Raw genomic sequence first — 23,367 nt, 5'->3', positions numbered from 1 at the left:
GCTAATCCACCCTACAAAACAAAAAGGCCGCGCCGGGATTCCCGGGCGCGGCCTTTTGGTTTTCGTTTGCCAATACCGTTCTACAACGATTTCTCCGGCATCGGCAAGGCGGGCAACTGCCCTTCCAGTTGCTGCAGGCGCCGCTCAAAGGCCTTCTGCGCCTTGCTGGTATCTCCCAGCGCCTGATACAAGCGTGACAACTCTGCCAGGGCTGTCGCGCTCTGGCTGGAGTTCGCGGCGGCCTCGAAGAAACCCTGTGCCTTACCCCACAGGCGGGCCTTGAGAGCCACCCGGCCCGAGGTAATCAGTACCGCCGCATTACCTGGTCGCTCTGCCAGCCAACCTTCCAGCACCTGTAGCAGATCATCCGGAGACATATCGTCGATAGCTTCCAGTACCGGCGGCAGCCGATCGTCCCACTGTTGAGCCAACTGCTCACGGACCAGATTCAAGGCCCCCTTACCACCACCCAGCTGGGCCAGGAAACCGGTATAGCGGGCCACCATGGCAGGATCACTCTTCAGCTGAACCGGCACATCCTTCCACAGCTTGCGTAGCTCCTCGCGGCGGCTGTCCGCATCATTGAAGCCGGGCTTGCGCGCGGTTTCCTGCAGCAGGGCCAACCAGGCGCGGCGTTCACGACGGGATTCCTTACCCTCGCCGAAGGCGCGCTTGAGGCGCGGCATCAAGGCGCACAGGGCCGGCCAGTCCTTCTGGCTTTCCAGCACTTGCGCATAGGTACGCAGGATGCGCTTGTTACGTGGCGCCAGGTCCGCCAACACCTTGAGCTCCTGGCGGGCCTGCTCCGGATAGCCATCATCCAGAGCGAAGCGGGCCTTCATGAGCCCGGCCACCAATTGGCCACGGCGGTCGCTGCTGGCATTTTCCAGATAGCGCTGGCTGGCCTCCACATTCTCCTGTTCCTGGGCCGCTTCCGCGGCCAGCAGCCAGGCCAGCAGGGGCCAGTCGCCGTCTTCACCGGCGGCAACCAGCAGCCGCTCGGCCTTTTCCTGTTCGCCATCCACCAGTTGCAGAAGACCACTGCGCAGGCGCCGGGCCGCCACCGCCTTTTTCCAGCGACGGGTAGCGCGCACCGGCTCCAGCACATTCCAGGCAGCATTGCCGAGCAGGGTAAGCACAACAATAGCCACCACCGCCAGCAGTGCCGCCAGCACCACAAAGCCCAGAGTGGTATCCAGGGAGAAATCATCGCGGATCACCAGCACGTAACCGGAATCCGCCGCCATCCAGCGCCCCAGTGCCAATGCGGCAACCAGGGCGATGACGATCAGCAGGGCGACTTTTTTCATGCACCGCCCTCCTTGCGTTTCAACTCTTCAATGGCAGCCAGACCCGCGCCAATATCCGGCAGGGCCTGGGCCACACTGCTGCCACCCAGCTCTTTCAGCGCCTTGCGCATTTGCGCGGCCCGCGGCTCATCCTCACGGAACCACTGCGCCAGCGTCGTGCTCGCATTATCCAGCGCCTGCTGGTAGGCCTTGGCACGTCCTTGCATCAGCGCCAGCTGCGCCTGCTGCAGACTGCCATCAAGGGTCAGCCGCACCAGCGACGCCTGCTCGGCAGACAACGGCAAGGGCACGGCCCCTTCGTGATGACGCACGTTGATCGGCAGGCGGTCGAGCACGTCTTGCCACCAGGGCTGATTCACTTCAGGTAAATCCCGCTCGGGAGGGGCTTCCTCCACCGGCACCGCCAGCTCAGCGGTAATCTGACGCAGGGCGCCCAGGCGCAGCACCATGCCTTGCACATCCACCTGACCGGCACCGCTGAGTTTTTCCATGTCCATGGCCAGCGCCTGACGGGCCGGCAGTACTTTGGGATCATCAAGACGGGCCAGGGTTTCATCCGCGGCTTTCAACAGTCGCCGCGCGGCAGAGGCATCCTGGGTCAGCAGCAGTCGCTGGCTGGCCAGGCTGGCCAGTGCCCGGGCTTCATTAACCAGCCACAGTGTCTGCCCACCACTCTGCATATCGCTGAGCACGGCGCGATCCTTGACCATACGGGCGGACAGCTCCGCCTGTTTTTTCTCGAAGGAAGACAACGCGCCCTGCACGTCACTGCGTTGGCTGGCCATGGCCGCTTTCAATTCGCTGATCTGACCGGCAAGACCGGCTTTTTCTTTCTGCATCTGCTGGAACTGTTGCCAGCCCCACCAGCCACCGGCCCCCAGGGCCGCCAGAACCACCAACACCACAAGTACAACCCAGACGCTCTTGCCTGTCTGGCGGGAATAAAGACGTTCCTGCGTCATGTCAGCTCCATGTTCTGATTATCTGGCACCCCCAAACGGGCGATCCGTAGAGCCTATTTAAGATCTATACGCAGCCGCGTTGCCGCTGAAAATGGCGCCAGGCAAGGCGTGAACCGCAGGGCCTGACGGGTCAAGTTCAAGGTTCACAACACCGCATGGCGCCATTTTCAGCGGCAACCCGAAGGGCCGCGCCCTTTAACCGTCAGCCCGTGAATGCGCTTGCTTATATCAAACGATTGCACCACACAATCGCATTCACGGCCCGCCCAAAAAAAACAGATTCCGGCGCGGCTGCGTATAGATCTTAAATAGGCTCTCAGCGAAAACCTTAATTGGGGCTGCGCTGAGTGTCCATTAAACAATGTAATAGGAGGGGCAAACAGGGCATGAAATCGCGAGATGGATTACAAAACACTACCTTCGCGATATGAAAGGTCCGTTCTTTGCTCCGCCCCCGCAAGGGAACGAAAAAGAGATCGACTATGCACGTTCTTCAAACGGAGGTCAGCGCGGCCAGCATGTCTTCATCGTGGGCACTGACCGCCACTCGCATTGGTCCGGTATGTTGCGCACGAATATGTGCAGCCACTCGCTCTCCTGCAGCCACTATTCCAGCGCCAGCGGGGATTTTTCCGCTGATCGCCTGCCAGCTTTCCACACTGGTCACCATGATCCAGTCACATTGCGCCGGGCAATGAAACGCCGGGTTGGGCAAACGACGGTAGAACGGCAGGGTGACAACTTCCGCTCCTCGCTCGGCAAGAGTCTGTGCCAGCAATTCCCGACCGCTTTCGCCACGGCACAGCAACACTTTCTTTTCCGTCAGTTGCTGCAGACAGGCCAGCGATAGCACCGCTTCGGAATTGAAACCACCGTCGGGAACGGTGGGCTGCAGATGCCAGCGGGTAATTTCTGCCGCAGTGGCCTTGCCCACCGCCAGCCAGTTGACGCCCACCGGCCATTGGGGCCAGATATCCGCCATGGCAGCCAGGGCCAGGCGGGCGGCATTACTGCTGGCGAAGAAAACGGCGTGGAACAGGTCCAGATCCATGAGAACCCGGCGGCTGGCATCGCTGACCGGCAGCGGCTCGATATGCAGGGCCGGGCTGTGGAGCGGCTGATACCCGGCATCATGCAGAGCATCCATTAACGCCTGCTGCTGCCCCAGGGGACGGGTGACCAGCACCTGCATGATAATCAGCCCCGCTCGTAGAGCGCCTTGAGAATGACATCCGCCCCCTGGGCCAGCAGTTGCTCGGCAATCTCCACACCCAGTTCGGCACCGCGCTCGCGCGGGGCGCGCCCTTCTGCGCGGAGCACCTGTTTGCCGTTTTCCTCGGCGACCAGACCACGCAACCAGAGCTGATCATCTTCCAGCAGGGCAAAGCCGGCGATGGGCACCTGGCAGCCGCCTTCCAGGCGCCGATTCATGGCCCGTTCCGCCACTACCCGGTCCCAGGTATCCACATCGCTGAGCGGACTCAGCAGTGCGATGGTGCGCTCATCGCCTTCGCGGCATTCGATGCCGACCGCACCCTGCCCCACCGCCGGCAGGGATTCCTCCGGCGGCATTTCATAACGGATCCGCTCGTGCATCTCCAGCCGCTTGAGACCGGCAGCGGCGAGGATAATGGCGTCGAACTCGCCGGCATCCAGCTTACCCAGGCGGGTCTGCACATTACCGCGCAGGCTTTTCACCACCAGGTCCGGACGATTGGCCTGTACCTGGGCTTGACGGCGCAGGCTCGACGTCCCCACACAGGCACCATGTGGCAGAGCAGACAGGCTGTCATGGTGATTGGAAACGAAGGCATCACGAGGATCTTCCCGCTCACAGATCACCGGCAGCGCAAAGCCTTCCGGTAATTCCATGGGCACATCCTTCATGGAATGCACGGCAATATCCGCACGGCCGTCCATGATCGCCTCTTCCAGCTCCTTCACGAACAGGCCCTTGCCGCCAATCTTGGCCAGCGGGGTATCGAGAATCTTGTCCCCCTGGGTCTTGATCCGCACCAGCTCCACGCTCAGCCCCTCGTGTAAACCTTCCAGACGCTGCTGAACGTATTCCGCCTGCCAGATGGCAAGGGGGCTGGAACGGGTGGCTATACGCAAGACTTCGCGGGACATGGGGCATCCTGTTTTCGTTAGGTCAATGTGGGGCCTAGTCTACAGGAAATGGAGCTGCAAGCCTCAAGCTGCAAGCTACAACACGCCGGAAAGGCTGTTGTGATTTTAAACGACCGGGGCCGCGCCCAGACTATGGACGCGGCCCCGATACTTGCAGAGCATTCAAACCGTTAAGCCGCGTTGTAGCTTGCAGCTTGAAGCTTGTAGCTGGTCTTTTCAGTTGCCGTAAACCACCACGGTAAACTCCGCCAGCACGCCGAAGAAGTTCTGGGACTCGTAGTCCACATGATGGATTTCGGTGATGCCGCCGTTACGGGCGGCGGTCTGGATGCTGGCATCGCCGGAGGCAATGATGCCGAGAATCGAACGGGTACTGGCTCGGCCAACCCGGGTGGGTTTCTCGGTGGAAGCGGTGGCGGTGAGCGGCGCCTTCACGTTGCCGTAAAGCAGACCGGTGACCGGCATGGTAGCGGAGGCACAGCCGCTCAGCGCTGCGGCGCTGACCAGCAGAAGAAGAAGCTTTTTCATGGCAGGTTTCCTGTTCTTGTTATTGGATTGCTGGGAACATAGAGAGATCCAAGGCTAGCATGCCGATGAACCTCTGTTAACGACTACAGATTCTGCAGCACCCGGCGCAAGCCGGCCACATGACGGCGGCTGACAGTGAGCCTTTCATCAATGCCGCGCAGGCGTACCTGGTGGTGGCCGGCGGTGGCCATCTCCATACCCTCGATAAACTTCAACGCCACTAGGGCATTGCGGTGAATACGCACGAACTGGTCACCGAATTCGGTCTCCAGCTCCTTGAGAGTTTCATCGATCAGCACTTCGCCCTCGCCGGAGCAGACGGTGACGTATTTCTGGTCAGCCAGGAAATAACGCACCTCATCCACCGGCACCAGCTCCAGACCCCGGTGGGTACGAGCACTGATATGCCCACGCCGGCGCGGTTTTTCTTCACTAACGTCCCTGCCGATTTCCGCCAGCTGCACCCGATTCAGGGTCCGGGCCTTGCCCAGTGCCGTGGCCAGATCATCGGCACTGACCGGCTTGAGCAGATAATCCACCGCATGGACCTTGAAAGCCTGCAGGGCATGTTCGTCATAGGCGGTACAGAAGATCAGCGCCGGGGGATTATCCATCTTGCTGAGATGCTCGGCGGCTTCCATACCGTCCATTTCCGGCATGCGAATATCCATCAGGATCACGTCTGGTCTGCTGATTTGAGCCTGATCCACAGCCTCGCGGCCGTTGGCCGCTTCTGCCACCACTTCAACACCCTCGGTTTTCTCTACCAGCCGCTTCAGCCGGTCCCGAGCCAGTTGTTCGTCGTCGCACACAAGCACCCGCATAATTCCCATCCTTTTTTATTGCAGCGGATATCGGATTTCGATTTCGTATTCTTTTTGTTGCGGCCGTGATTCCACCGCCACCTCGTCACCATACAACGCTTCCAGTCGATGACGAATATTCTCCAGCGCCATTCGGTTGCCGTTGTGGTGCCCGTCGCCTTCCGGCTTGGGGTTACTCACCGATAATACCAGCTCGCCATGTTCTGCCAGGGCCCGGATCGTCACCACGCCGCCCGCAGCTAATGGCTGTATGCCATGATAAATGGCATTTTCGAGCAAGGGTTGCAAGGTTAACAGCGGAATCATCACGCTTTTTGCCTCTACGCGGATGTCCCATTCCACCTGCAGACGCTCGCCCATGCGCAATTGCTCAATATGAATATAGCGTCGACACAGCTCCAGTTCCTCATCCAGAGAGACCTCATTGCCGATATTCTTCAGGCTGGCCCTGAACAGCACAGAGAGATCCTCCACCACTTTCTCGGCCGTATCCGGATCCACCGCAATGAGGCTGGCAATGATGTTCATGGAATTAAACAGGAAATGCGGGCGAATCCGCGATTGCAGGGCCTGTATTCGCGCCTGCAATTCCGCCTGCCCCTTCTGGCGAAGCTGCTCCTGCACATAGAAATAGCGCATCACCAGGCCGGCAATAATGGCAGCGATCAGGCCGTTGACCAGAATTTCCATGGACCACAGGGAGCCCGGCATCAGGGTCCCGGTCACCCAGCTCATCACCAGGGCAGCCACCACGCTGAACACCAGGGTGTCGACCACCACCAGCAAGACCACTGCCACGGCTGCCACGGATGGCGCCAGGCGATTTAGCCTGGGACGTAGTTGGCAGACCAGCGCCGCCGAGGTGAGCCCCACCCATTGCACAAACAGTGAGGTGATCGCCAGCCTGCCCATGCTGAAATCGCTGTAATAGGTGGCCACCAGGTTGATCACCAGAGCCATTAGCTCTGCCACGACAACCACTACCAGCACCGCGCGGGTGCTGCACAAGTCGGGCAGGAAGCTTGAATTGGGCTGGTCGTCCGTGGCCGCCATTGAATCTCCGGTCAGTAAAAATCACTAGTTACAAGCAGTTATACATTAAGCGAGCAGATCACCCAAGCAATACCGATTGTTCAGGGGCTCCCCGGTCCCTGCTATACTGCGCGCCTCGCAAATCCGGCTTTATGCATGGGAACCGTACGATGACCGACAAGCAGCAGAACAAACTCTGGGGCGGCCGCTTCAGCGAATCCACCGATCAGTTCGTTCAGGAATTCACCGCCAGCGTGAATTTCGACCGGCGCATGTACCGCCAGGACATCTTCGGCTCCCAGGCTCATGCCACCATGCTGGCAGAAGTGGGCGTGCTCACCGATGAGGAACGCGACGCTATCATCAACGGCTTGGCGGAAATCCAGAAGGAAATCGAAGCCGGTGAATTCCAGTGGTCCGTGGCCCTGGAAGACGTGCACATGAACATCGAGGCGCGGCTCACCGACAAGATCGGCATCACCGGCAAGAAGCTGCACACCGGCCGCAGCCGCAACGACCAGGTGGCCACGGATATCCGCCTGTGGCTGCGTGATGAAATGCTGATCATGGAAGAGCAGTATCTGCACCTGATGACCGGCCTTCTGAACCTGGCCGAGCGTGAAGCCGCCACTATCATGCCCGGCTTCACCCACCTGCAGACCGCTCAGCCGGTGACCTTCGGCCACCACCTGCTGGCCTGGTTCGAGATGCTCAAGCGCGACCGCGAACGCCTGCTGGACTGCAAGAAGCGCGTCAACCGCATGCCCCTGGGCGCCGCTGCCCTGGCCGGCACCACCTACCCGATCAACCGGGAACGGACCTGCGAATTGCTGGGCTTCGACGGCGTCTGCGAAAACTCCCTTGATGCCGTCAGCGACCGGGACTTCGCCATCGAATTCTGCGCCCTGGCGGCCCTGACCATGACTCACCTGTCACGGATCAGCGAAGAGCTGGTGTTGTGGACCAGCGCCCAGTTCAACTTTATCAACCTGCCCGACCGCTTCTGCACCGGCAGCTCCATCATGCCGCAGAAGAAAAACCCGGACGTGCCGGAGCTGGTGCGCGGCAAGACCGGCCGCGTCAACGGCCACCTGATCAGCCTGCTGACCCTGATGAAGAGCCAGCCGCTGGCCTACAACAAGGACAACCAGGAAGACAAAGAGCCGCTCTATGACGCCGTGGACACCATCAAAGGCAGCCTGCGCGCCTTCGGCGACATGATCCCGGCCCTGGAACCCAATCGCGAGGTGATGCGCGAAGCGGCCCGTCGCGGTTTCGCCACCGCCACCGACCTGGCCGATTATCTGGTGCGCAAGGGCATTGCCTTCCGCGACTCCCACGAAATCGTTGGCAAGGCCGTGGCCTACGGCGTAGAAAAGAAGAAGGACCTGAGCGACATGTCCCTGTCGGAACTGAAGCAATTCAGTGACCAGATCGAAGACGACGTGTTCGACGTGCTGACCCTGGAAGGCTCGGTGAGCGCCCGTAACCATATCGGTGGCACCGCCCCGGATCAGGTGCGTGCCGCAGTTGCCCGTGCCCGGCAAGCGCTGGACAATACCGGAAACTGATCAACCTCGGGCGGACAGGGCACGGCCCTTTCCGCCACCCTTCGTCGAGGGGGAAGCACCACGCTATCCGCCTTCGCTCGCACATTCGGAGCTTGATGATGCGCATCATCGCCCTGCTATTTGTCGTTCTGCTGGCTGGCTGCGGCCAGAAAGGCCCGCTGTACTTTGCCCCCCAGGAACCCGCCGCCGAGCCCACAGAGGTGCAGGACGACAACGCCGACCAACCCGCCGCATCCGACCAGGATGACGGTGAACAGGAATAATCATGGACCACTTTCAGTACCGCGATGGCGAGCTGTTCGCCGAAGAATTGCCGGTAGAACAACTGGCTGACCGTTTCGGCACACCGCTGTATCTCTATTCCCGCGCCACCCTGGAGCGTCACTTCCAGGCCTTCGATGAGGCCTTCGGTGATCACCCTCACCAGGTCTGTTATGCGGTGAAAGCCAACTCCAACCTGGCGGTACTGAACGTGCTGGCCCGTTGCGGCGCCGGCTTTGATATCGTCTCCGGCGGCGAGCTGGAGCGAGTACTGCGGGCCGGCGGCGATCCCGACAAGATCGTATTTTCCGGCGTCGGCAAGACCGCCGATGAAATGGCCGCCGCACTGAAAGCCAACATCCATTGCTTCAACGTGGAGTCCGCCGCCGAGCTGGAACTGCTGAACCTGGTGGCCGGCGAACTGGATCGGGAAGCGCCCATCGCCATCCGCGTAAATCCGGATGTGGACGCCCAGACCCACCCCTATATTTCCACCGGCCTGAAGGACAACAAGTTCGGGGTGGATATCGCCAAGGCACCCGCACTTTATCAACGCGCCGCCGAACTGCCGCACATCAAGGTACTGGGTATCGACTGCCACATCGGCAGCCAGCTCACCAAGCTGTCGCCCTTTGAAGATGCGCTGGAGCGCGTGCTCAAGCTGCTGGAGCAACTGCAGCATCTGGGTATCGAGATTCACCACCTGGATCTGGGCGGCGGCCTGGGCGTGACCTATAACGACGAAGTGCCACCGGCTCCGGAAGATTATGTGCAGGCCCTGCTCAAGCACATCCCCGGCGACCTGCCGGTACACATCGAGCCGGGCCGGGCCATTGCCGCCAACGCCGGCATCTTTGTTACCCAGGTGTTGTTCCTCAAGCCCACCGAGCACAAGAACTTCGCCATCGTCGACGGCGCCATGAACGATCTGATCCGCCCCAGCCTGTATTCGGCCTGGCAGAATATCGTGCCGGTGAAACCCCATGATGCGGATTGTCGGGACTGGGATATCGTCGGCCCGGTCTGCGAGACCGGTGACTTCCTCGGCAAGGACCGGGCCCTGTCCCTGGAGACCGGCGACCTGCTGGCGATTCGCAGCGCCGGTGCCTACGGCTTTGCCATGGCCAGCAACTACAACAGCCGCAACCGCCCCGCTGAAGTGATGGTGGATGGCGACCAGGCCTTTGTGGTGCGCCAACGGGAAACCGTTGAGGACCAACTGAAACTGGAGTCGCTGCTGCCCTGACACCCGCGGGTAGCAATGAAATCAAAAGGCGGACATACCAGACAGGTATCTCCGCCTTTTTTTATCACCGCGTTTTGGTAGGGCCGCTGCCAGCATTAACGCACGAGTTACGACAAGGCCAGAGAGGCTGGATTCTCCTGCAGACGCTCCGCGCTTGCACGCGGTTCGCGGCGCCTACAGGGATTTCGAAGAAGGCCCGTGGGCCACATCCCCTGCCGCCGGCGGGGTCAGGCGCAGCACCTTGATCCCCAGCCAGGCATAGACCAGCGCCAGCAGCGGGTTGATCAGATTGAAAAACGCGTAGAACAGATAGTCCGTCACCGGCACCAGCAACACCGACTGCATGTACGCCCCGCAGGTATTCCAGGGAATCAGCGGGCTGGTGATGGTGCCGCCGTCTTCCAGGGCCCGGGACAGATTCACCGGCGCCAGCCCTTCCTTTTCATAGGCCTCGCGGAACATGCGCCCGGGCATGATGATGGAAATATACTGGTCTGCAGTGAGGATGTTGCTGCCCAGACAGGTGGCCAGGGTGGCCGTAATCAACCCCGCCGCGCCCTTCACCATCGCCAGCAGCCCTTCGATCAGCTTCGCCAGCAAACCGGCATGCTCCATCACCGCCCCGAAGGTCATGGCGCAGAGAATCAGCCAGACCGTGTTGAGCATGGAGGCCATACCGCCACCGGACAGCAGATCATTGAGCGCCGCATCGCCGGTTTCCACGGTGATACCGCCATAGAAGGTCTGCCACACCACTTTCAGTGACGCCACCAGATCCGCCTGTGCCACGCCCGCCTGGGCGGCAATGGCCTCGGGCTGGAACAGCAATGCCCAGACGCCACCCAGCAAGGCTCCCAGAAAGATCGCCGGCAGCGCCGGCATGCGTTTGAGCGCCAGCACCAGCAGCACCAACAGGGGAATCAGGTGCAGAAAGGAAATATGAAACTGGTTATCCAGACCGGCCAGTAACGGGCGGATGCGGTTCACCGTGTCACCGGCCACTTCCGCATTGAGCCCCATAAACAGGAAAATCAGCAGAGCAATGACAATGGAAGGCACCGTGGTCCACAGCATCAGGCGGATATGTTCGAACAGATCCGAGCCGGCCACCGCCGGTGCCAGATTGGTGGTTTCCGACAGCGGCGAAATCTTGTCGCCGAAATAGGCCCCGGACACCACCGCCCCGGCAGCCACCGGCAACGACAACCCCAGACCGTTGGCCACCCCGATCAGCGCCACCCCCACGGTGGCCGCTACCGTCCAGCTGGAACCGATACTCAGGGCGATAATGGCGCAGATCAGGCAGGCCGCTGCATAGAACAGGGCCGGGTTCATCAGCTCCAGTCCGAAATAGATCAGCGACGGCACAATGCCGGCCAGCCGCCAGGTACCAATTAATGCCCCTACACTGAGCAGAATCAGCACCGCGCCCAGGGCCACGGCAATGCCCTTGATCATGGCGGTCTCGATCTCCCGCCAGGACATACCATTCTTGAAAGCAATCAGCGAGGCCAGCCCGGCACAAAGCAACAGGGCAATCTGGTTGGGCCCGGAAGAAGCACTGTCGCCGAACAGGTACACCGCCGCCGCCAACAGCGCCACCAGCACGACTATAGGCAGCAGGGCATCGAACAGGCTGGGGCGACGATGTGAAGAGGACTGTGTCATGGCAGGCTTACCGACGGCTGTCTGTCCGGTTGCTCTCTTTCCCGTTATGGGCCTTCGCCGGCGAGTAAACACTTACCGGCGGCGCGAAAAGCGGCGCAGTCTACCAGCACCCTGGCGAAGGCGCATTGCCGGTGGTCGGCCTGACAGGCGAGTGCCTGATTCTCCCGCCCAGTGCGATTCACGTGCCCCATCGCACCCTATTTTGTTAAGGCTGTCAGGCCTCGCCGGTCAGCTCTCTTACCAGAGTGTGGCCGTTGGGCTCGCACAGGGCATTCTTGAGCACAGGCATGGCCTGGGCCATATGCTGGGCCAGCGTGTAAGGCGGATTGACGATCAGCATGCCGGAGCCGGTCATGCCACGGCCAGAGGCATCCGGGCGCGGGCAACACTCCACTCGCAGCATATTGGGAATCTCTGCCTTGACGAAACGGCGGATGAAACTCTCGGTGCGGTTACGGTCCAGCACCGGATACCAGATGGCATAGGTAGCGGTGGAGAAGCGATCCATGGCCATCTGCAACGCCGGCAACAGGCCAAGGTAATCCGCTTCCATTTCATAGGAAGGATCGATCAGCACCAAGCCACGGCGATGCTGGGGCGGCAACATGGCCTTGAATCCCTGCCAGGCATCCAGTTTTTCCACGCGCACCCGCTTGTCATCGGCAAAGCGACGCTGCAGCAACTCGAAATCGGTACTGTGCAGCTCGGAACACTGCAGCCGGTCCTGCTCGCGCAACAGGCTGGCGCTGATCAGCGGCGAACCCGGATACTCGGTGAGCTTGCCCACCGGGTTGAGTTTTTTCACCAGCGCCACGTACTGGTCAATCACCCCCACACCGGTGCGGTTATCCAACAATCGGGCAATGCCGTCCCGGTATTCCCCGGTCTTCTGCATGTGATCACTGGCAATGGCATAGCTGCCGGCCCCGGCATGGGTATCGTGCACCGTGAAGGGCTTATCCTTCTTTTTCAGGTACTCGATGATCGCCACCTGGACGATGTGCTTGAGAACATCGGCAAAGTTGCCGGCGTGGTAGCTGTGGCGATAGGAAAGCATGGTGACAACCTGAAGAAGTGTAAGGGCGCATTGTACACCGAATGCCCCCCACCATAGGAACGTCGCTGGCTGAACGATATGGATGTTTCTACAGGGCTCACTGTAGGAGCGCCTCTTGAGGCGCGAATCCGAGCTTAGGCGAAAGAAAAATCGCTAGGCACACCCCAAAGTTTGTAGATGGTTTGTTGCCACCCGGAACCCCATCCCTCGCTTGGGCTCAGGTTCGCGCCTCAAGAGGCGCTCCTACAGTGGCTTCGTGGCCAAGCCTGAACGCTTCTGCAACATCGCTAATACGCCATCACCTGACGTCGCTCGCATCCCGGAGTACAATGGCCTTTTACCCGTACCGGACACCTCGCATGAACCTGCGCTTTACCAAAATGCACGGCCTGGGCAACGATTTCATGGTCATCGACGGCATCAGCCAGTCGCTGCCGGAAACCGGTGTGCCGTTTGCCGTCGACGAGATCCGCCGCCTGGGCGACCGGCATTTCGGCGTGGGCTTTGACCAGATGCTGATCGTTCAACCGGCCCGTGCCGCCGGTGCGGATTTCCGTTACCGCATCCTCAATGCAGACGGTTCCGAGGTCAGCCAGTGTGGCAACGGCGCCCGTTGCTTTGCCCGCTTCGTGCGCGATCACGGGCTTACCGACAAGGCCGAAATCGTGGTGGAAACCGCCGCCGGGCAGATGACCCTGGCAGTGACCGACGACGAGCAGGTCACCGTGGACATGGGCGCGCCGCGCTGGGCGCCGGAAGCGATCCCCCTGAGCGCCAAGGGCGAGCAGGACACCTACTTCCTGATGGCTGACAGCAATGCCTACGAAGTCGGTGCCGTCGGCCTGGGCAATCCGCACTGCACCCTGCTGGTGGAGAATGTGGACACGGCACCAGTCGAGACCGTGGGACCGCTGCTGGAAAGCCACGAGCAGTTCCCGGAGCGGGTCAACGTGGGCTTCATGCAGATCGTCAGCCGCAATGAAATCCGCCTGCGCGTCTATGAACGGGGCGCCGGGGAAACCCTGGCCTGTGGCTCCGGTGCCTGCGCCGCCGTGGTGATCGGCCAGCGCCGGGGATTTCTGGATCAGGACGTCACCGTGCACCTGCCCGGTGGCACCTTGCAGATTCGCTATACCGGCCAGGGTGGCATCCGGATGACAGGCCCTGCCAGCCATGTCTATGATGGCAGCATTGATGTAACAGCGGCCGTATAAGGACGGACTCATGACGGAGAACACCAAAGCCAGCGCCGACCAGGTTGCCGCCTACCTGCGCGACAACCCGGATTATTTCCAGCACCGCCCGGAGCTGCTGGAGTTGCTGCGCCTGCCAGACTCCAAAGGGGAAGCCGTCTCACTGCTGGAACGCCAGGCCTCCATTCTCCGCGACCGTAATAACGAGCTGCGTGACCGCCTCAACGGCCTGTTGGACGTGGCCCGGGAAAACGATCACCTGTTCGACAAGACCCGCCGCCTGACCCTGTCTCTGCTGGAAGCGCGGGGGGCGGAAAAACTGTTCCGCAACCTGCTCGGCAGCCTCGGTGACGATTTTCACTGCGACCGGGTGGCGCTGATGCTCTACGACCGGGAACTGCCCATCCTTGGCGATCTGCGCAATCAGATTCGTTGCGTGGACAGCGATGCTCTGCCCAGCGCCCTCAACCATCTGCTGCGCAACGGCAAGGCGGTCTGCGGCGCCATGCGCGAAGAGGAAATGCAGGCCCTGTTCCAGGAACATGCCACCGACATCCGCTCCGCCGCCATGGTGCCGCTGGAATACCAGGGCAAGCTGGGCCTGCTGGCCATCGGCAGCAAAAGCGCCATGCACTTCCGCAGCTCTCTGGGCACCCTGTTCATCACCCACATCGGCCAGGTACTCAGCCGCCGCCTGCACGAAGTCCTGCGGCAATACCCGCATCAGGCAGCCAAAAAGATCAATGAACAGTGAACAGCGGAAGCCGCGATAAAGACACCGTTACTGCCTTCCTGCAACATCTGGAGTTCGAGCGCCGCCTCTCCCCCCACACCGTCAGCAATTACCAGCGTGACCTGAAAGAAGCCTTCCGCCTCACCGGGCAGCGGGACTGGGCCACGCTCACCGTGCACGACATGCGCTCGCTGGTGGCCACCCTGCATCGGCAGGGAAAAGGCGGCAAGACCATTGCCCGGCTGCTGTCCACACTGCGCACCTTTTACAGTTATCTGATGCGGGAAGGGCTGGCCCGGGATAACCCGGCGGTGGATGTGCGGCCACCGAAAAGTGGCAAGCGCCTGCCCAAGGCCCTGGATGCGGATCAGGTGGGCCAGCTGCTGGACGCAGGCATGAAAAAAGGCGACCCACTGAGCCTGCGCGACCAGGCCATCATGGAACTGTTTTACGCCTGCGGCCTGCGCCTGGCAGAACTGCTGAGCCTGAACCTGGACAGCCTGGACCTGAGCGCCGGCCAGTTGCTGGTCACCGGTAAAGGCAACAAGACCCGCCAGCTCCCCATCGGCAAACCGGCCCTCACTGCCGTGCGCCGCTGGCTCAAGGCCCGCACCCTGTTTATCAAGGACAGCGAAGAGAAAGCGCTATTTCTGAGCAAGAATGGCCGGCGACTGTCCCCCTCCAGCGTGCAACAACGGCTGAAACGTCACGCCCTGGAACGGGGCCTGGATGACCACCTGCACCCCCACAAGCTGCGCCATTCCTTCGCCACCCATTTACTGGAATCCTCCGGCGACCTGCGCGCGGTACAGGAACTGCTGGGCCACGCGGACCTGGCTACCACCCAGGTCTACACCCATCTGGATTTCCAGCACCTGGCGCAGGTTTATGATGGCGCTCACCCCAGAGCGCAACGCCGCAACAGGGATGACGAGGAATCGTCCTGACGTCTGCCGCTTCCTGTAGGCGTTCCCTTCCAGGGGACGAACCTCGCGCAGCGAGGCACCCAAAGGGGGCCATTTTCAAGGACCTATGGAGTCTGGAGATCCCAGATCGCCCTATGGCCGATTCCGTGCTGCGCACGGTTCGCCCCCTGGAAGGGAGCTCCTACAGCAGGGTCGTAGCCATCGCCGGGCCTCAGCCCCTGCCATGCGTTACAATAGCGCCATGAGCCGACTCAAACTGATTACCTTTGATCTGGACAATACCCTCTGGCCGGTGGACGAAGTGATTCGCCGGGCGGAGAAGGCATGCAGTGACTGGATCATCGACCGCCATCCGGAAGCCGCCCAGGCGCTGAGCGCCGAGCGAGTCCGCGCGGTACGCACTGCCCTACTGCGGGAGCGGCCGGATTATCTGGATAACCTGACCGCACTGCGCCAGGACGCCATGGCACGGGCCTTTACCGAGCATGGCTACAGCACCGGCGAGGCGCGCAAGATTGCCGAACAAGCCTTTCTGGTTTTCCACCGCGCCCGTAATCAGGTGACGTTTTTCCCCGGCGCCCTGGAGGTTCTCGAACAGCTGGCCGACAGCTATCAGCTGGGCGCCCTGACCAATGGCAACGCGGACCTGCAGCAAATCGGCATCGCCGAGCTGTTCACCTTCCACCATTCCGCGGAAACCATCGGCAAGCGCAAACCCGCACCGGACATGTTCCTGGCGGCACTGACCTCTGCCGGGGTCGATGCCAGCCAGGCCGTCCATGTGGGCGACCACCCCCTGGAGGATGTGCATGCTGCTCGCGAACACGGCATGCATGCCATCTGGGCCAACCTGATTGATCTGGACTGGCCGGTTGATCTGGCTCACCCCCGTCACCATATTCACAACCTTCACGAACTCCCGGACCTGGTACCTCTTTTCGATGACTAAGCGCGCACAACTTATCTGTCTTCTGGACAACCTGCAGACCGAGATGGACCAGCAGGGCCTGTGGGAACAGCAAGCCCCGGCGCCCTCTGCCTTCGACAGCAGCACCCCCTTCTTTGCCGACACCATGGCGTTCAGCCAGTGGCTGCAGTGGGTTTTTATCGCCCGCTTCCGCGCCATTCTCGACGCCGACCATCCCCTGCCCGGCCAGTGCGACGTGAGCCCCATGGCGGAAGAAGCACTAAAAGGAATGGAGCAGGATGTCAGCGAGATCATTGATCTGCTCAAGCAGTTCGACGAGCACTTTTGAGGGGAGTGGCAAGCGGAGCCAGATGCACATATCTGTAGGAGGCTGCCTGCAGGCGAACCGACACACTGTAGAAGCGTCGCTGGCGGCGTGATTCAGGCCTTGCCAAAGGACTGTGGCTTTTATGTAGGAGCTATGCTTGCATGGCGAACCGAGCGTAGCGAGACAACAGACCCCCAGATCTGCCCGTCTTTTCTGAAAACCTGTCGAGCTCTGATATCCCTGATCGCCCTACGGTCGATTTCCGCGCAAGCGCGGTTCGCACCTCAAGAGGTGTTATTCGCTGCGCTCACCCTTCGGGCCGCACTGCAAAACGTGCGTTACTCCGCTACGCTCCGTTTCTACAGCGGCTTCGTAGAAATGCCGAGGTCCGAGGAACTTTCCACCCTTTCCAATCGAGCGTAGCTCGTAGCTAGCGAATCACGCTATCCCTCAATAACGCCCGCCAGTCTGACTCTGCTTCCCCTGCCGAGAGCGTCCACAGCCAGTTGCCGTTTTCATCCAGCGCTTCCAGAGCCGTCAACACCTGACCATCACCGGGCTTACGCAGGCGCCACAGGCTGTGCATCTTTGCCATGTCCAGGGACACCAGCGCGCCGTTGTGGGCCAGATGGCAATGACTGCCCTGCCAGCGCGGCGACGACCAGGGTGCGGTCATGCACAAACGCACCCCCTGATTACCCACACACAAGGTGGTCGCCTTATCGCAACGCGACGCATCCGCCAGCACCGCCGGCAAGGTTTCCGGGCGCACCCGGCAGGCAAAGCTGTCACGCACCGACCGATACAGCACATCTCTCTGATTGTGGCAGCGCTGCAACAGCTGGGAAAAATCCTCCTCATCGACACTGGCGGCCCAGTCGCGTTCCAGCTGCGATAGTGACCCCAACTCACCCGCCACAATGTGCGGCAGGCCGGCAGGCGGCGTTAGCGTCTGCTGATCCGGATGCAGCATGGCACAGACCAGTTCCTCAAAGGCAAGGCCGCCACTGTCCGGGGCCACTGCCATCTGTTGCAGCGGTTGCCCCTGACGATCGAAAAACACCAGGCTGCGGGCCGGCAAGGCGCCGGTAGGTTCCAGTACAGCCAGCACGGAATGCCACTGGGATACCTGCAGACTTTGTCGTAATCGACAACGGTCGCCGACTGACTCCAGCCACCACTCACCCTCATGGAACGCCGGGTAGTGCATGTTCTGGGAAACCCGGGAACCACTGGTAAAGGTGGTCACCACCAGGGAGCCGAGTCGATAGAGGGCCTTGAGAATGGCCAGCGGCTCGTCCTGCAATCGCAAAACCCGATCACCGAGTGCAGCGCCGCACTGCCGAAGCAGAGGAGATGCCGCCGGCGCCGGGGACCACGCCATCACTGACATGCTACCTCCAGATCGCCGCACCAACGGTCAAGGAACCGCTGAATAACCCTGTGCATGTTCAGCAAGGTGTTATTCAGAAGCGCCTTAATGGTCGATGGTGCTTGTTGTTAGGTGTGGAAAGCTGGCGGCGGCTGGCGATCCACGTCAGGGAGAAAAGAAAGCGCGGTATGCAACACGTCCCGGACAACAACGCGAAACAAGAATCCCGGGAGTTGGCGTAACTGACTCCGCGCTGGACCGCTTGGCGCAGCGCAAAGGCGTTAAATGTTGTTGCGTAAAGCGTGTTGCGTACCGCGTTATTTTGTCAGAATCAGCCGGTTATTGGAGGTGCGTCGCAACTGGTAACGCTCACCGGCATGCTCAATCCAGAGCTTGCCCTGATGATTGAGCAGCAAGCTGCTGGCAACACTGCTTTCTGCATTGATGGCAACCCGGCGGGTCGTCGTGGTGACGTTCTTCTTGAGCTGAGTCATGCTGGCCTCCTTGTCTGTATATGAGAATCATTATCATTACTGATTGAGGGTCCGTCAATCCTCTTCCCGAATTTTCTGACGGGAATCACAAAGCAGGCCTGAGTGTGTCTTTTTACGTGAACCCTTTACCTTGTCTGGCGTCCGCGATCAGACGTCTGCGCGCGTTGCTTTTCTTCGTCCGCCGTCCAGCATTCCCACCGGCAAGTGTTTTTACGTTCCCCTATCGAAAGCCCTGCACAACCGCGCTAGACTGAATTCATGAATACCGCGATGGCACACCCCATGACTGAATCCCCCCAGGAACGTCTGGCCGCTATCCTGGATAGCCACCAGCCTTCCTCCATTGTTACCGTCAGCCTCAACCCCATCCCCGTCGTCAGCCAATGGTGCAAAGACCATGACTGCAATCTGGTGGAAATCCAGGAGCAGGATCCCTTTGCGGCACTGGATGATATCGAGCGGGTAGATATGGCGATTGTGGCCGACCAGCTGGAGTACATGAGCCAGCGGGACGGCGAGGCGCTGATGGGCCTGCTGCGAAACCTGCACACCGATTCCATGGTGGCGGTGTACCAGCCCACCCTGGCCCCGCAGAAACTGCGCTGGCCCAGCAATGGATTTCTGGCACTGGGTTGCCGGGAACAGGGGCACTTTGCCCAGGATGGCCGCGAGCTGAACATCTACAGCTACGACCTGGACAACTACAACTTCGAGCGCAAATGGAACAACCCGCGTTTCTGGGCCAACCCGGAAAACTGGGGCAAATACTGGTGGTGAACACCCCCAAGCCCGACTGTAACGTAGGGTGGATTAGCCGAAGGCGTAATCCACAACCCTCCCTCTGCCGTTGACTCCAAAGCTATGGAGGCGCGACATCAACTCGCTGGCGAGTTAAAGGGAGGCCTGGATTTATCTCCACTGTGGGCAGGTGGATTACGCCTGCGGCTAATCCACCCTACTGGCCACCAAACGTCCCACCTGCAACGACCGACACGAATATTGCCGCCTTTCCCTGTGCACATCCCGCCCGCTGTGGTGAAATAGCGCCTTTCCGGCTACACCTTACAACCGACATGATCAGCCAACGTTTTCGCGAAATCCTCTATTTCTGGTGGCGCAACCTGGGGCCCATTTTCCTGGTCACGGCCCCCTTTGCGCTGCTCACCGAAGCCAGCCAGTGGCTGTTTGGGCCCAGCTTTGTGTTTCCGGAAGAAGCCGGCGGCGCCCTGCAGTTCAGCGGCATCAGCCTGGCTATCGTGCTACTCAGCCGGCCCCTGGCGGAAGGCGCGTTGATCGCCCAGCTCGCTGCCGCGCGCACCGGCAAACCGGCAGGGCTGCTGCAGTGTCTGGCCGCCGCCTTGCTGGTCTATCCGATGCTGTTGGCCACCTATGCCATCATGGCCGTGGGTGTCTCACTGGGCTGGCTGGCGTTTTTCTTCCCTGCGCTGTGGGTCTACACCCGCCTATGTTTCGCGCCTTTCCTGGTCGTCCTGAAGCGCCGCAACCCCATCGATGCGCTGCGTCAGTCCTTCGCCATGACAGAAGCCCAGCAGTGGCCGCTACTGCTGATACTGGTGCTGGTATTCCTTGCCTATCTGCTGATGAGCAGCATCCTGGCCAGCCTGGTCACGTCCATCATCAGCCAGCCCCAGGCTACCGCTCTGCTGGTGGGTTTGCCGATCAGCCTGATGAGCGCACTGGTGAATGTAGCCGTATTCCGCTATTGGGAAATGGCACAGGACAGTGCCACGTAGAACCGGTAAGAGGTGACGGTAATGTTTTGACTTTCCCGCCACCACCATTGCCCGCTTTTTGGCCATGCCGACGCTCGCCCTTGCGGATACACCCGACACCGCCCACTGACGTTTTGTCACCGACTTCGACCAAAGCCGCCATGGCAAGTGGCTGTTTTGATGGCATACTGCCCTGAAGAATAAACCAACCGGGGATATCGCGTGCCACAACACACTATGCATCTGAGCTGGAACGCCCATGGCGAGGATCACTACCTCTGGCACCTGGCCGATGGCAATGAAGTCCGTGTGGTGGATGGCCATCATGGCCAGCAGGAATTCATGGAACCGGAAGAGGCCTTTATTGCCGCCCTGGCCAGCTGCCACCTGTTGTCGTTTCTCACCGAAGCGGCCCGCGAAGGCCTTTCCGTGACCAGCTACGATGACGCCCCCGAAGCTGTCCTTGGCCAGAACGAGCAGGCAATGATTTATGTGCGGCAGGTATTGCTGCAGCCGCTGGTGACTTTCAGCGGCGAACAACCGGACGCCGGCAAGATCCAGGCCCTGCACCAGCGCGCCCACGAGAAATGCTTTATTGCCCAGTCGGTGAAAAGTGAAGTGCTGATCAAACCGAGAGGATAAGAGTTGTAGGAGCGGCGCTTGAGCCGCGAACCGCGCTTGCGAGGAAATCGACCGCAGGGCGATCAGGACTTTCCGCGCTCGACAGACTCAAGAAAGAATGGCGGACAGACGTTGGTCTTTGTCGTCTCGCTGCACTCGGTTCGCACCTCAAGCGGTGCTCCTACAGCAGCTTCGTAGAGGTGGCGAACCTTTTGCTTTCAAGCCGAGCTTAACTCGTCCCTCATTTCCGCTCGTAAACCACGAACGAATAATCGTACGGATTCGGCCCTTCCGCGGAAAAATCTTCCCGGCCGATCTCTTTCCATTCAGCGGTGTCGTACTCCGGAAACCAGGTATCGCCGTCCACCTCCGCATGCACTTCGGTGAGATAGAGCCGGTCCGTTTTCGGCAGGGCCAGCGCATAGATCTCTGAGCCCCCCATCACCACTGCCTCGTCCTGCCCTTCGATAAAGGCCACGTTTTCCGCCATGGTCACCGCCTCTTCCAGCGTCGCCACCACCTTGGCGCCTTCCGCCTGAAAATCCGGCTGGCGAGTGATGACGATATTGGTGCGACCGGGTAATGGCTTGCCCAGAGAATCCCAGGTTTTGCGGCCCATGATCACTGGCTTGCCAAAGGTGACCTGCTTGAAGTACTTCAGGTCGTTGGGCAAATACCAGGGCAGCTTGTTATTGCGGCCGATCACATTATTGCTGGCCTTGGCGACCATCAGGGAAAGACGAATGGACATGCAAACCTCACTGACACGCAGCACGCTTGCATGCACCACGCGTGGCGGCGTGTTGCGTGAAGCGCAAAAGCGTTTTTTTAAATCGCCACCGGCGCCTTGATATGGGCGTGGGGCTCGTAATCGCTCACGGTGAAATCGTCAAAGGTAAAAGCGAACAGGTCTTTCACCTCCGGGTTCAACGTCATGGTGGGCAGCGGACGCGGATCCCGGGCCAGCTGGGTATCTGCCTGCTCCAGATGATTGGAATACAGGTGCGCATCACCCAGGGTATGCACGAAATCACCAGGCTCCAGACCACAGACCTGCGCCATCATCAACGTCAACAACGCATAGGAAGCGATGTTGAACGGCACGCCCAGAAAGATATCGCCGCTGCGTTGGTACAGCTGACAGCTCAACTTGCCGTCTGCCACATAGAACTGGAACAGACAATGACACGGCGGCAGCGCCTGCTTGCCGGCGGCCGCATTGGCGTCCGGGGAAATGGACGGATCCGGCAGCACCGCCGGATTCCAGGCACTGACCACCAGGCGACGGGAATCCGGGTTACGCTTGATCTCCGCCAGCACCTCACTGATCTGGTCAATCACCTGGCCATCATGGGTTTTCCAGCTGCGCCACTGCTCGCCATAGACCGGCCCCAGCTCACCCTCCGGGGTCGCCCAGCCATCCCAGATCGACACCCCGTTTTCCTTCAAATAACGGATATTGGTGTCGCCGGAAAGAAACCACAGCAGCTCGTGAATGATGGAGCGCAGGTGCAGCTTCTTGGTGGTGACCATGGGAAAGCCTTCACTCAGATCAAAACGCATCTGGTGACCGAACACCGCATAGGTACCGGTACCGGTACGGTCTTCCTTGAAGGTGCCATGCTCACGCACGTGGCGTAGCAGATCGAGATATTGCTTCATGAACGACTCCGGGAAGGGGTAGCGACACGATCATCATGGCGGTAGGCCCACACCATCATGGCGGCACCGAGAATGATCATCGGGATGCTCAATAACATCCCCATGGTCAGCCAGCCACCGCTCAGGTAACCAAGGTGGGCATCCGGTTCACGGAAAAATTCCACAAAGGTTCGGCCCAGACCATAACCCACCCCAAACAGCCCGGTCACCGCCCCGGCCGGGCGGGGCTTGGCCGAATAGAACCACAGCACGAGAAACAGCAGCACCCCTTCCAGCGCAAATTCATACAGCTGGGAAGGGTGCCGTGGCAGGCGATCAGGATCAGTGGGGAACACCATGGCCCAGGGCGCATCACTGGTGCGCCCCCACAACTCTGCATTGATGAAATTACCCAGGCGTCCGGTGGCCAGGCCGATCGGCACCATGGGCACCATGAAATCTGCCACCTGGAAAAACCGTTTGTTGGTCTTGCGGCCGAACAACCAGAACGCCACCAGCACCCCAATGGCGCCACCGTGGAAGCTCATGCCACCATCCCACAGCTTGAACAACCAGATCGGATCATCGAGAAACTTGCCGAAGTTATAGAACAGCACATAACCCAGCCGGCCACCCAGGATCACCCCCATGGCGCCGTAGAAGACCAAATCGCCCACCTGATCCTTGGTCCAGCCAGAGTTCGGCTGTTTGGCGCGATACACCCCCAGCAACCAGGCAGCGGCGAAGCCGATCATGTACATCAGGCCGTACCAGTGCACCTGAAGGGGACCAATGGCGATCGCCACCGGATCAATCTGCGGAAATTCCAT

25 protein-coding genes are annotated in these 23,367 nt (G+C 60.4%); 11 read left to right on the top strand and 14 right to left on the bottom strand.

The window, feature by feature from the left end:
• Nucleotides 1-80 precede the first annotated feature (80 nt).
• The 7 genes from ACMG4N_RS04840 to ACMG4N_RS04810 form a co-directional block, all read right to left on the bottom strand.
• Entirely contained in the window at nucleotides 81-1,310 is a 1,230-nt protein-coding gene (locus ACMG4N_RS04840) for a heme biosynthesis protein HemY (RefSeq protein ID WP_414433020.1), read from the bottom strand.
• Nucleotides 1,307-2,272 carry a uroporphyrinogen-III C-methyltransferase gene (locus tag ACMG4N_RS04835; protein ID WP_297765195.1) on the bottom strand — a complete coding sequence of 322 codons (966 nt, stop codon included), beginning with the start codon at nucleotides 2,270-2,272 and terminating at the stop codon, nucleotides 1,307-1,309. The genes ACMG4N_RS04840 and ACMG4N_RS04835 overlap by 4 nt, the downstream gene beginning before the upstream one ends.
• A gap of 493 nt (nucleotides 2,273-2,765) precedes the next feature.
• Entirely contained in the window at nucleotides 2,766-3,464 is a 699-nt protein-coding gene (locus tag ACMG4N_RS04830; RefSeq protein ID WP_414433019.1) for a uroporphyrinogen-III synthase, read from the bottom strand.
• Nucleotides 3,465-3,469: 5 nt separating this feature from the next.
• On the bottom strand, nucleotides 3,470-4,402 hold the full coding sequence (gene hemC, locus ACMG4N_RS04825) for a hydroxymethylbilane synthase (protein ID WP_297765189.1): 933 nt from the start codon (nucleotides 4,400-4,402) through the stop codon (nucleotides 3,470-3,472).
• Nucleotides 4,403-4,618: 216 nt separating this feature from the next.
• Entirely contained in the window at nucleotides 4,619-4,930 is a 312-nt protein-coding gene (locus ACMG4N_RS04820) for a TRL-like family protein (protein ID WP_035245269.1), read from the bottom strand.
• Between the two features lie 83 nt (nucleotides 4,931-5,013).
• Nucleotides 5,014-5,754, bottom strand: a complete 741-nt coding sequence (locus tag ACMG4N_RS04815; RefSeq protein ID WP_297765186.1) for a LytR/AlgR family response regulator transcription factor — start codon at nucleotides 5,752-5,754, stop codon at nucleotides 5,014-5,016.
• Between the two features lie 15 nt (nucleotides 5,755-5,769).
• Nucleotides 5,770-6,807 (bottom strand): sensor histidine kinase, encoded by a 1,038-nt coding sequence (locus ACMG4N_RS04810; RefSeq protein WP_297765182.1) that lies wholly within the window; start codon nucleotides 6,805-6,807, stop codon nucleotides 5,770-5,772.
• A gap of 149 nt (nucleotides 6,808-6,956) precedes the next feature.
• Here ACMG4N_RS04810 and argH point away from each other — a divergent pair, with 149 nt between their 5' ends.
• The 3 genes from argH to lysA all read left to right on the top strand — a co-directional run bounded on the left by argH (nucleotide 6,957) and on the right by lysA (nucleotide 9,864).
• Nucleotides 6,957-8,357 (top strand): argininosuccinate lyase, encoded by a 1,401-nt coding sequence (argH, locus tag ACMG4N_RS04805; protein WP_414433018.1) that lies wholly within the window; start codon nucleotides 6,957-6,959, stop codon nucleotides 8,355-8,357.
• Between the two features lie 95 nt (nucleotides 8,358-8,452).
• Nucleotides 8,453-8,620 carry an LPS translocon maturation chaperone LptM gene (lptM, locus tag ACMG4N_RS04800; RefSeq protein ID WP_297765177.1) on the top strand — a complete coding sequence of 56 codons (168 nt, stop codon included), beginning with the start codon at nucleotides 8,453-8,455 and terminating at the stop codon, nucleotides 8,618-8,620.
• A 2-nt stretch (nucleotides 8,621-8,622) separates the two neighbouring features.
• Nucleotides 8,623-9,864, top strand: a complete 1,242-nt coding sequence (gene lysA / locus ACMG4N_RS04795; protein ID WP_297765175.1) for a diaminopimelate decarboxylase — start codon at nucleotides 8,623-8,625, stop codon at nucleotides 9,862-9,864.
• A 174-nt stretch (nucleotides 9,865-10,038) separates the two neighbouring features.
• On the opposite strand, the gene nhaC is transcribed toward lysA, so the two are convergent.
• Both nhaC and ACMG4N_RS04785 read right to left on the bottom strand, forming a co-directional pair.
• Nucleotides 10,039-11,532, bottom strand: coding sequence for a Na+/H+ antiporter NhaC (nhaC, locus tag ACMG4N_RS04790; RefSeq protein WP_297765172.1), 1,494 nt, complete (start codon nucleotides 11,530-11,532; stop codon nucleotides 10,039-10,041).
• Between the two features lie 214 nt (nucleotides 11,533-11,746).
• Nucleotides 11,747-12,589, bottom strand: coding sequence for a 23S rRNA (adenine(2030)-N(6))-methyltransferase RlmJ (locus ACMG4N_RS04785; protein WP_297765169.1), 843 nt, complete (start codon nucleotides 12,587-12,589; stop codon nucleotides 11,747-11,749).
• Between the two features lie 359 nt (nucleotides 12,590-12,948).
• Here ACMG4N_RS04785 and dapF point away from each other — a divergent pair, with 359 nt between their 5' ends.
• The 5 genes from dapF to ACMG4N_RS04760 all read left to right on the top strand — a co-directional run bounded on the left by dapF (nucleotide 12,949) and on the right by ACMG4N_RS04760 (nucleotide 16,697).
• The gene (gene dapF / locus ACMG4N_RS04780) at nucleotides 12,949-13,803 is read left to right on the top strand and encodes a diaminopimelate epimerase (protein WP_366516905.1); all 855 of its coding nucleotides are present in this window, start codon (nucleotides 12,949-12,951) and stop codon (nucleotides 13,801-13,803) included.
• Nucleotides 13,804-13,813: 10 nt separating this feature from the next.
• On the top strand, nucleotides 13,814-14,536 hold the full coding sequence (locus ACMG4N_RS04775; RefSeq protein WP_297765166.1) for a DUF484 family protein: 723 nt from the start codon (nucleotides 13,814-13,816) through the stop codon (nucleotides 14,534-14,536).
• Nucleotides 14,533-15,462 carry a tyrosine recombinase XerC gene (gene xerC / locus ACMG4N_RS04770; RefSeq protein ID WP_297765163.1) on the top strand — a complete coding sequence of 310 codons (930 nt, stop codon included), beginning with the start codon at nucleotides 14,533-14,535 and terminating at the stop codon, nucleotides 15,460-15,462. The genes ACMG4N_RS04775 and xerC overlap by 4 nt, the downstream gene beginning before the upstream one ends.
• A gap of 220 nt (nucleotides 15,463-15,682) precedes the next feature.
• Complete coding sequence (locus ACMG4N_RS04765) at nucleotides 15,683-16,390, top strand: HAD family hydrolase (RefSeq protein WP_297765161.1); 708 nt, start codon at nucleotides 15,683-15,685, stop codon at nucleotides 16,388-16,390.
• A complete protein-coding gene (locus ACMG4N_RS04760; RefSeq protein ID WP_297765158.1) occupies nucleotides 16,383-16,697 on the top strand; it encodes a YqcC family protein in 315 nt (104 codons plus the stop codon). Before ACMG4N_RS04765 ends, ACMG4N_RS04760 begins: the two co-directional genes overlap by 8 nt.
• 409 nt (nucleotides 16,698-17,106) lie before the next feature.
• Here ACMG4N_RS04760 and ACMG4N_RS04755 read toward each other — a convergent pair whose 3' ends face one another.
• Both ACMG4N_RS04755 and hemP read right to left on the bottom strand, forming a co-directional pair.
• Entirely contained in the window at nucleotides 17,107-18,069 is a 963-nt protein-coding gene (locus ACMG4N_RS04755; RefSeq protein ID WP_297765155.1) for a ChuX/HutX family heme-like substrate-binding protein, read from the bottom strand.
• A gap of 296 nt (nucleotides 18,070-18,365) precedes the next feature.
• Nucleotides 18,366-18,542, bottom strand: a complete 177-nt coding sequence (gene hemP, locus ACMG4N_RS04750; protein ID WP_035245286.1) for a hemin uptake protein HemP — start codon at nucleotides 18,540-18,542, stop codon at nucleotides 18,366-18,368.
• Between the two features lie 282 nt (nucleotides 18,543-18,824).
• On the opposite strand from hemP, the gene ACMG4N_RS04745 reads away from it, so the two are divergent.
• From ACMG4N_RS04745 to ACMG4N_RS04735, 3 genes are all read left to right on the top strand, one after another.
• Complete coding sequence (locus tag ACMG4N_RS04745; RefSeq protein ID WP_232221997.1) at nucleotides 18,825-19,319, top strand: DUF6231 family protein; 495 nt, start codon at nucleotides 18,825-18,827, stop codon at nucleotides 19,317-19,319.
• A gap of 296 nt (nucleotides 19,320-19,615) precedes the next feature.
• Entirely contained in the window at nucleotides 19,616-20,296 is a 681-nt protein-coding gene (locus ACMG4N_RS04740; protein WP_297765150.1) for a hypothetical protein, read from the top strand.
• 201 nt (nucleotides 20,297-20,497) lie between these two features.
• Nucleotides 20,498-20,917, top strand: a complete 420-nt coding sequence (locus ACMG4N_RS04735; protein WP_297765147.1) for an OsmC family protein — start codon at nucleotides 20,498-20,500, stop codon at nucleotides 20,915-20,917.
• 220 nt (nucleotides 20,918-21,137) lie between these two features.
• On the opposite strand, the gene ACMG4N_RS04730 is transcribed toward ACMG4N_RS04735, so the two are convergent.
• The 3 genes from ACMG4N_RS04730 to lgt form a co-directional block, all read right to left on the bottom strand.
• Nucleotides 21,138-21,647: a dihydrofolate reductase gene (locus ACMG4N_RS04730; RefSeq protein WP_297765144.1), complete on the bottom strand. Its 510-nt coding sequence runs from the start codon at nucleotides 21,645-21,647 to the stop codon at nucleotides 21,138-21,140.
• A gap of 77 nt (nucleotides 21,648-21,724) precedes the next feature.
• Nucleotides 21,725-22,558 carry a thymidylate synthase gene (locus tag ACMG4N_RS04725; RefSeq protein ID WP_297765141.1) on the bottom strand — a complete coding sequence of 278 codons (834 nt, stop codon included), beginning with the start codon at nucleotides 22,556-22,558 and terminating at the stop codon, nucleotides 21,725-21,727.
• Complete coding sequence (gene lgt / locus ACMG4N_RS04720) at nucleotides 22,555-23,367, bottom strand: prolipoprotein diacylglyceryl transferase (RefSeq protein WP_297765139.1); 813 nt, start codon at nucleotides 23,365-23,367, stop codon at nucleotides 22,555-22,557. The genes ACMG4N_RS04725 and lgt overlap by 4 nt, the downstream gene beginning before the upstream one ends.

The organism is Alcanivorax sp. IL2 (assembly GCF_047495475.1).
Taxonomy (GTDB): domain Bacteria; phylum Pseudomonadota; class Gammaproteobacteria; order Pseudomonadales; family Alcanivoracaceae; genus Alcanivorax.
The sequence above is the reverse complement of the archived record's forward strand: the minus strand, read 5'-3'. Positions and strand labels throughout refer to the sequence as shown.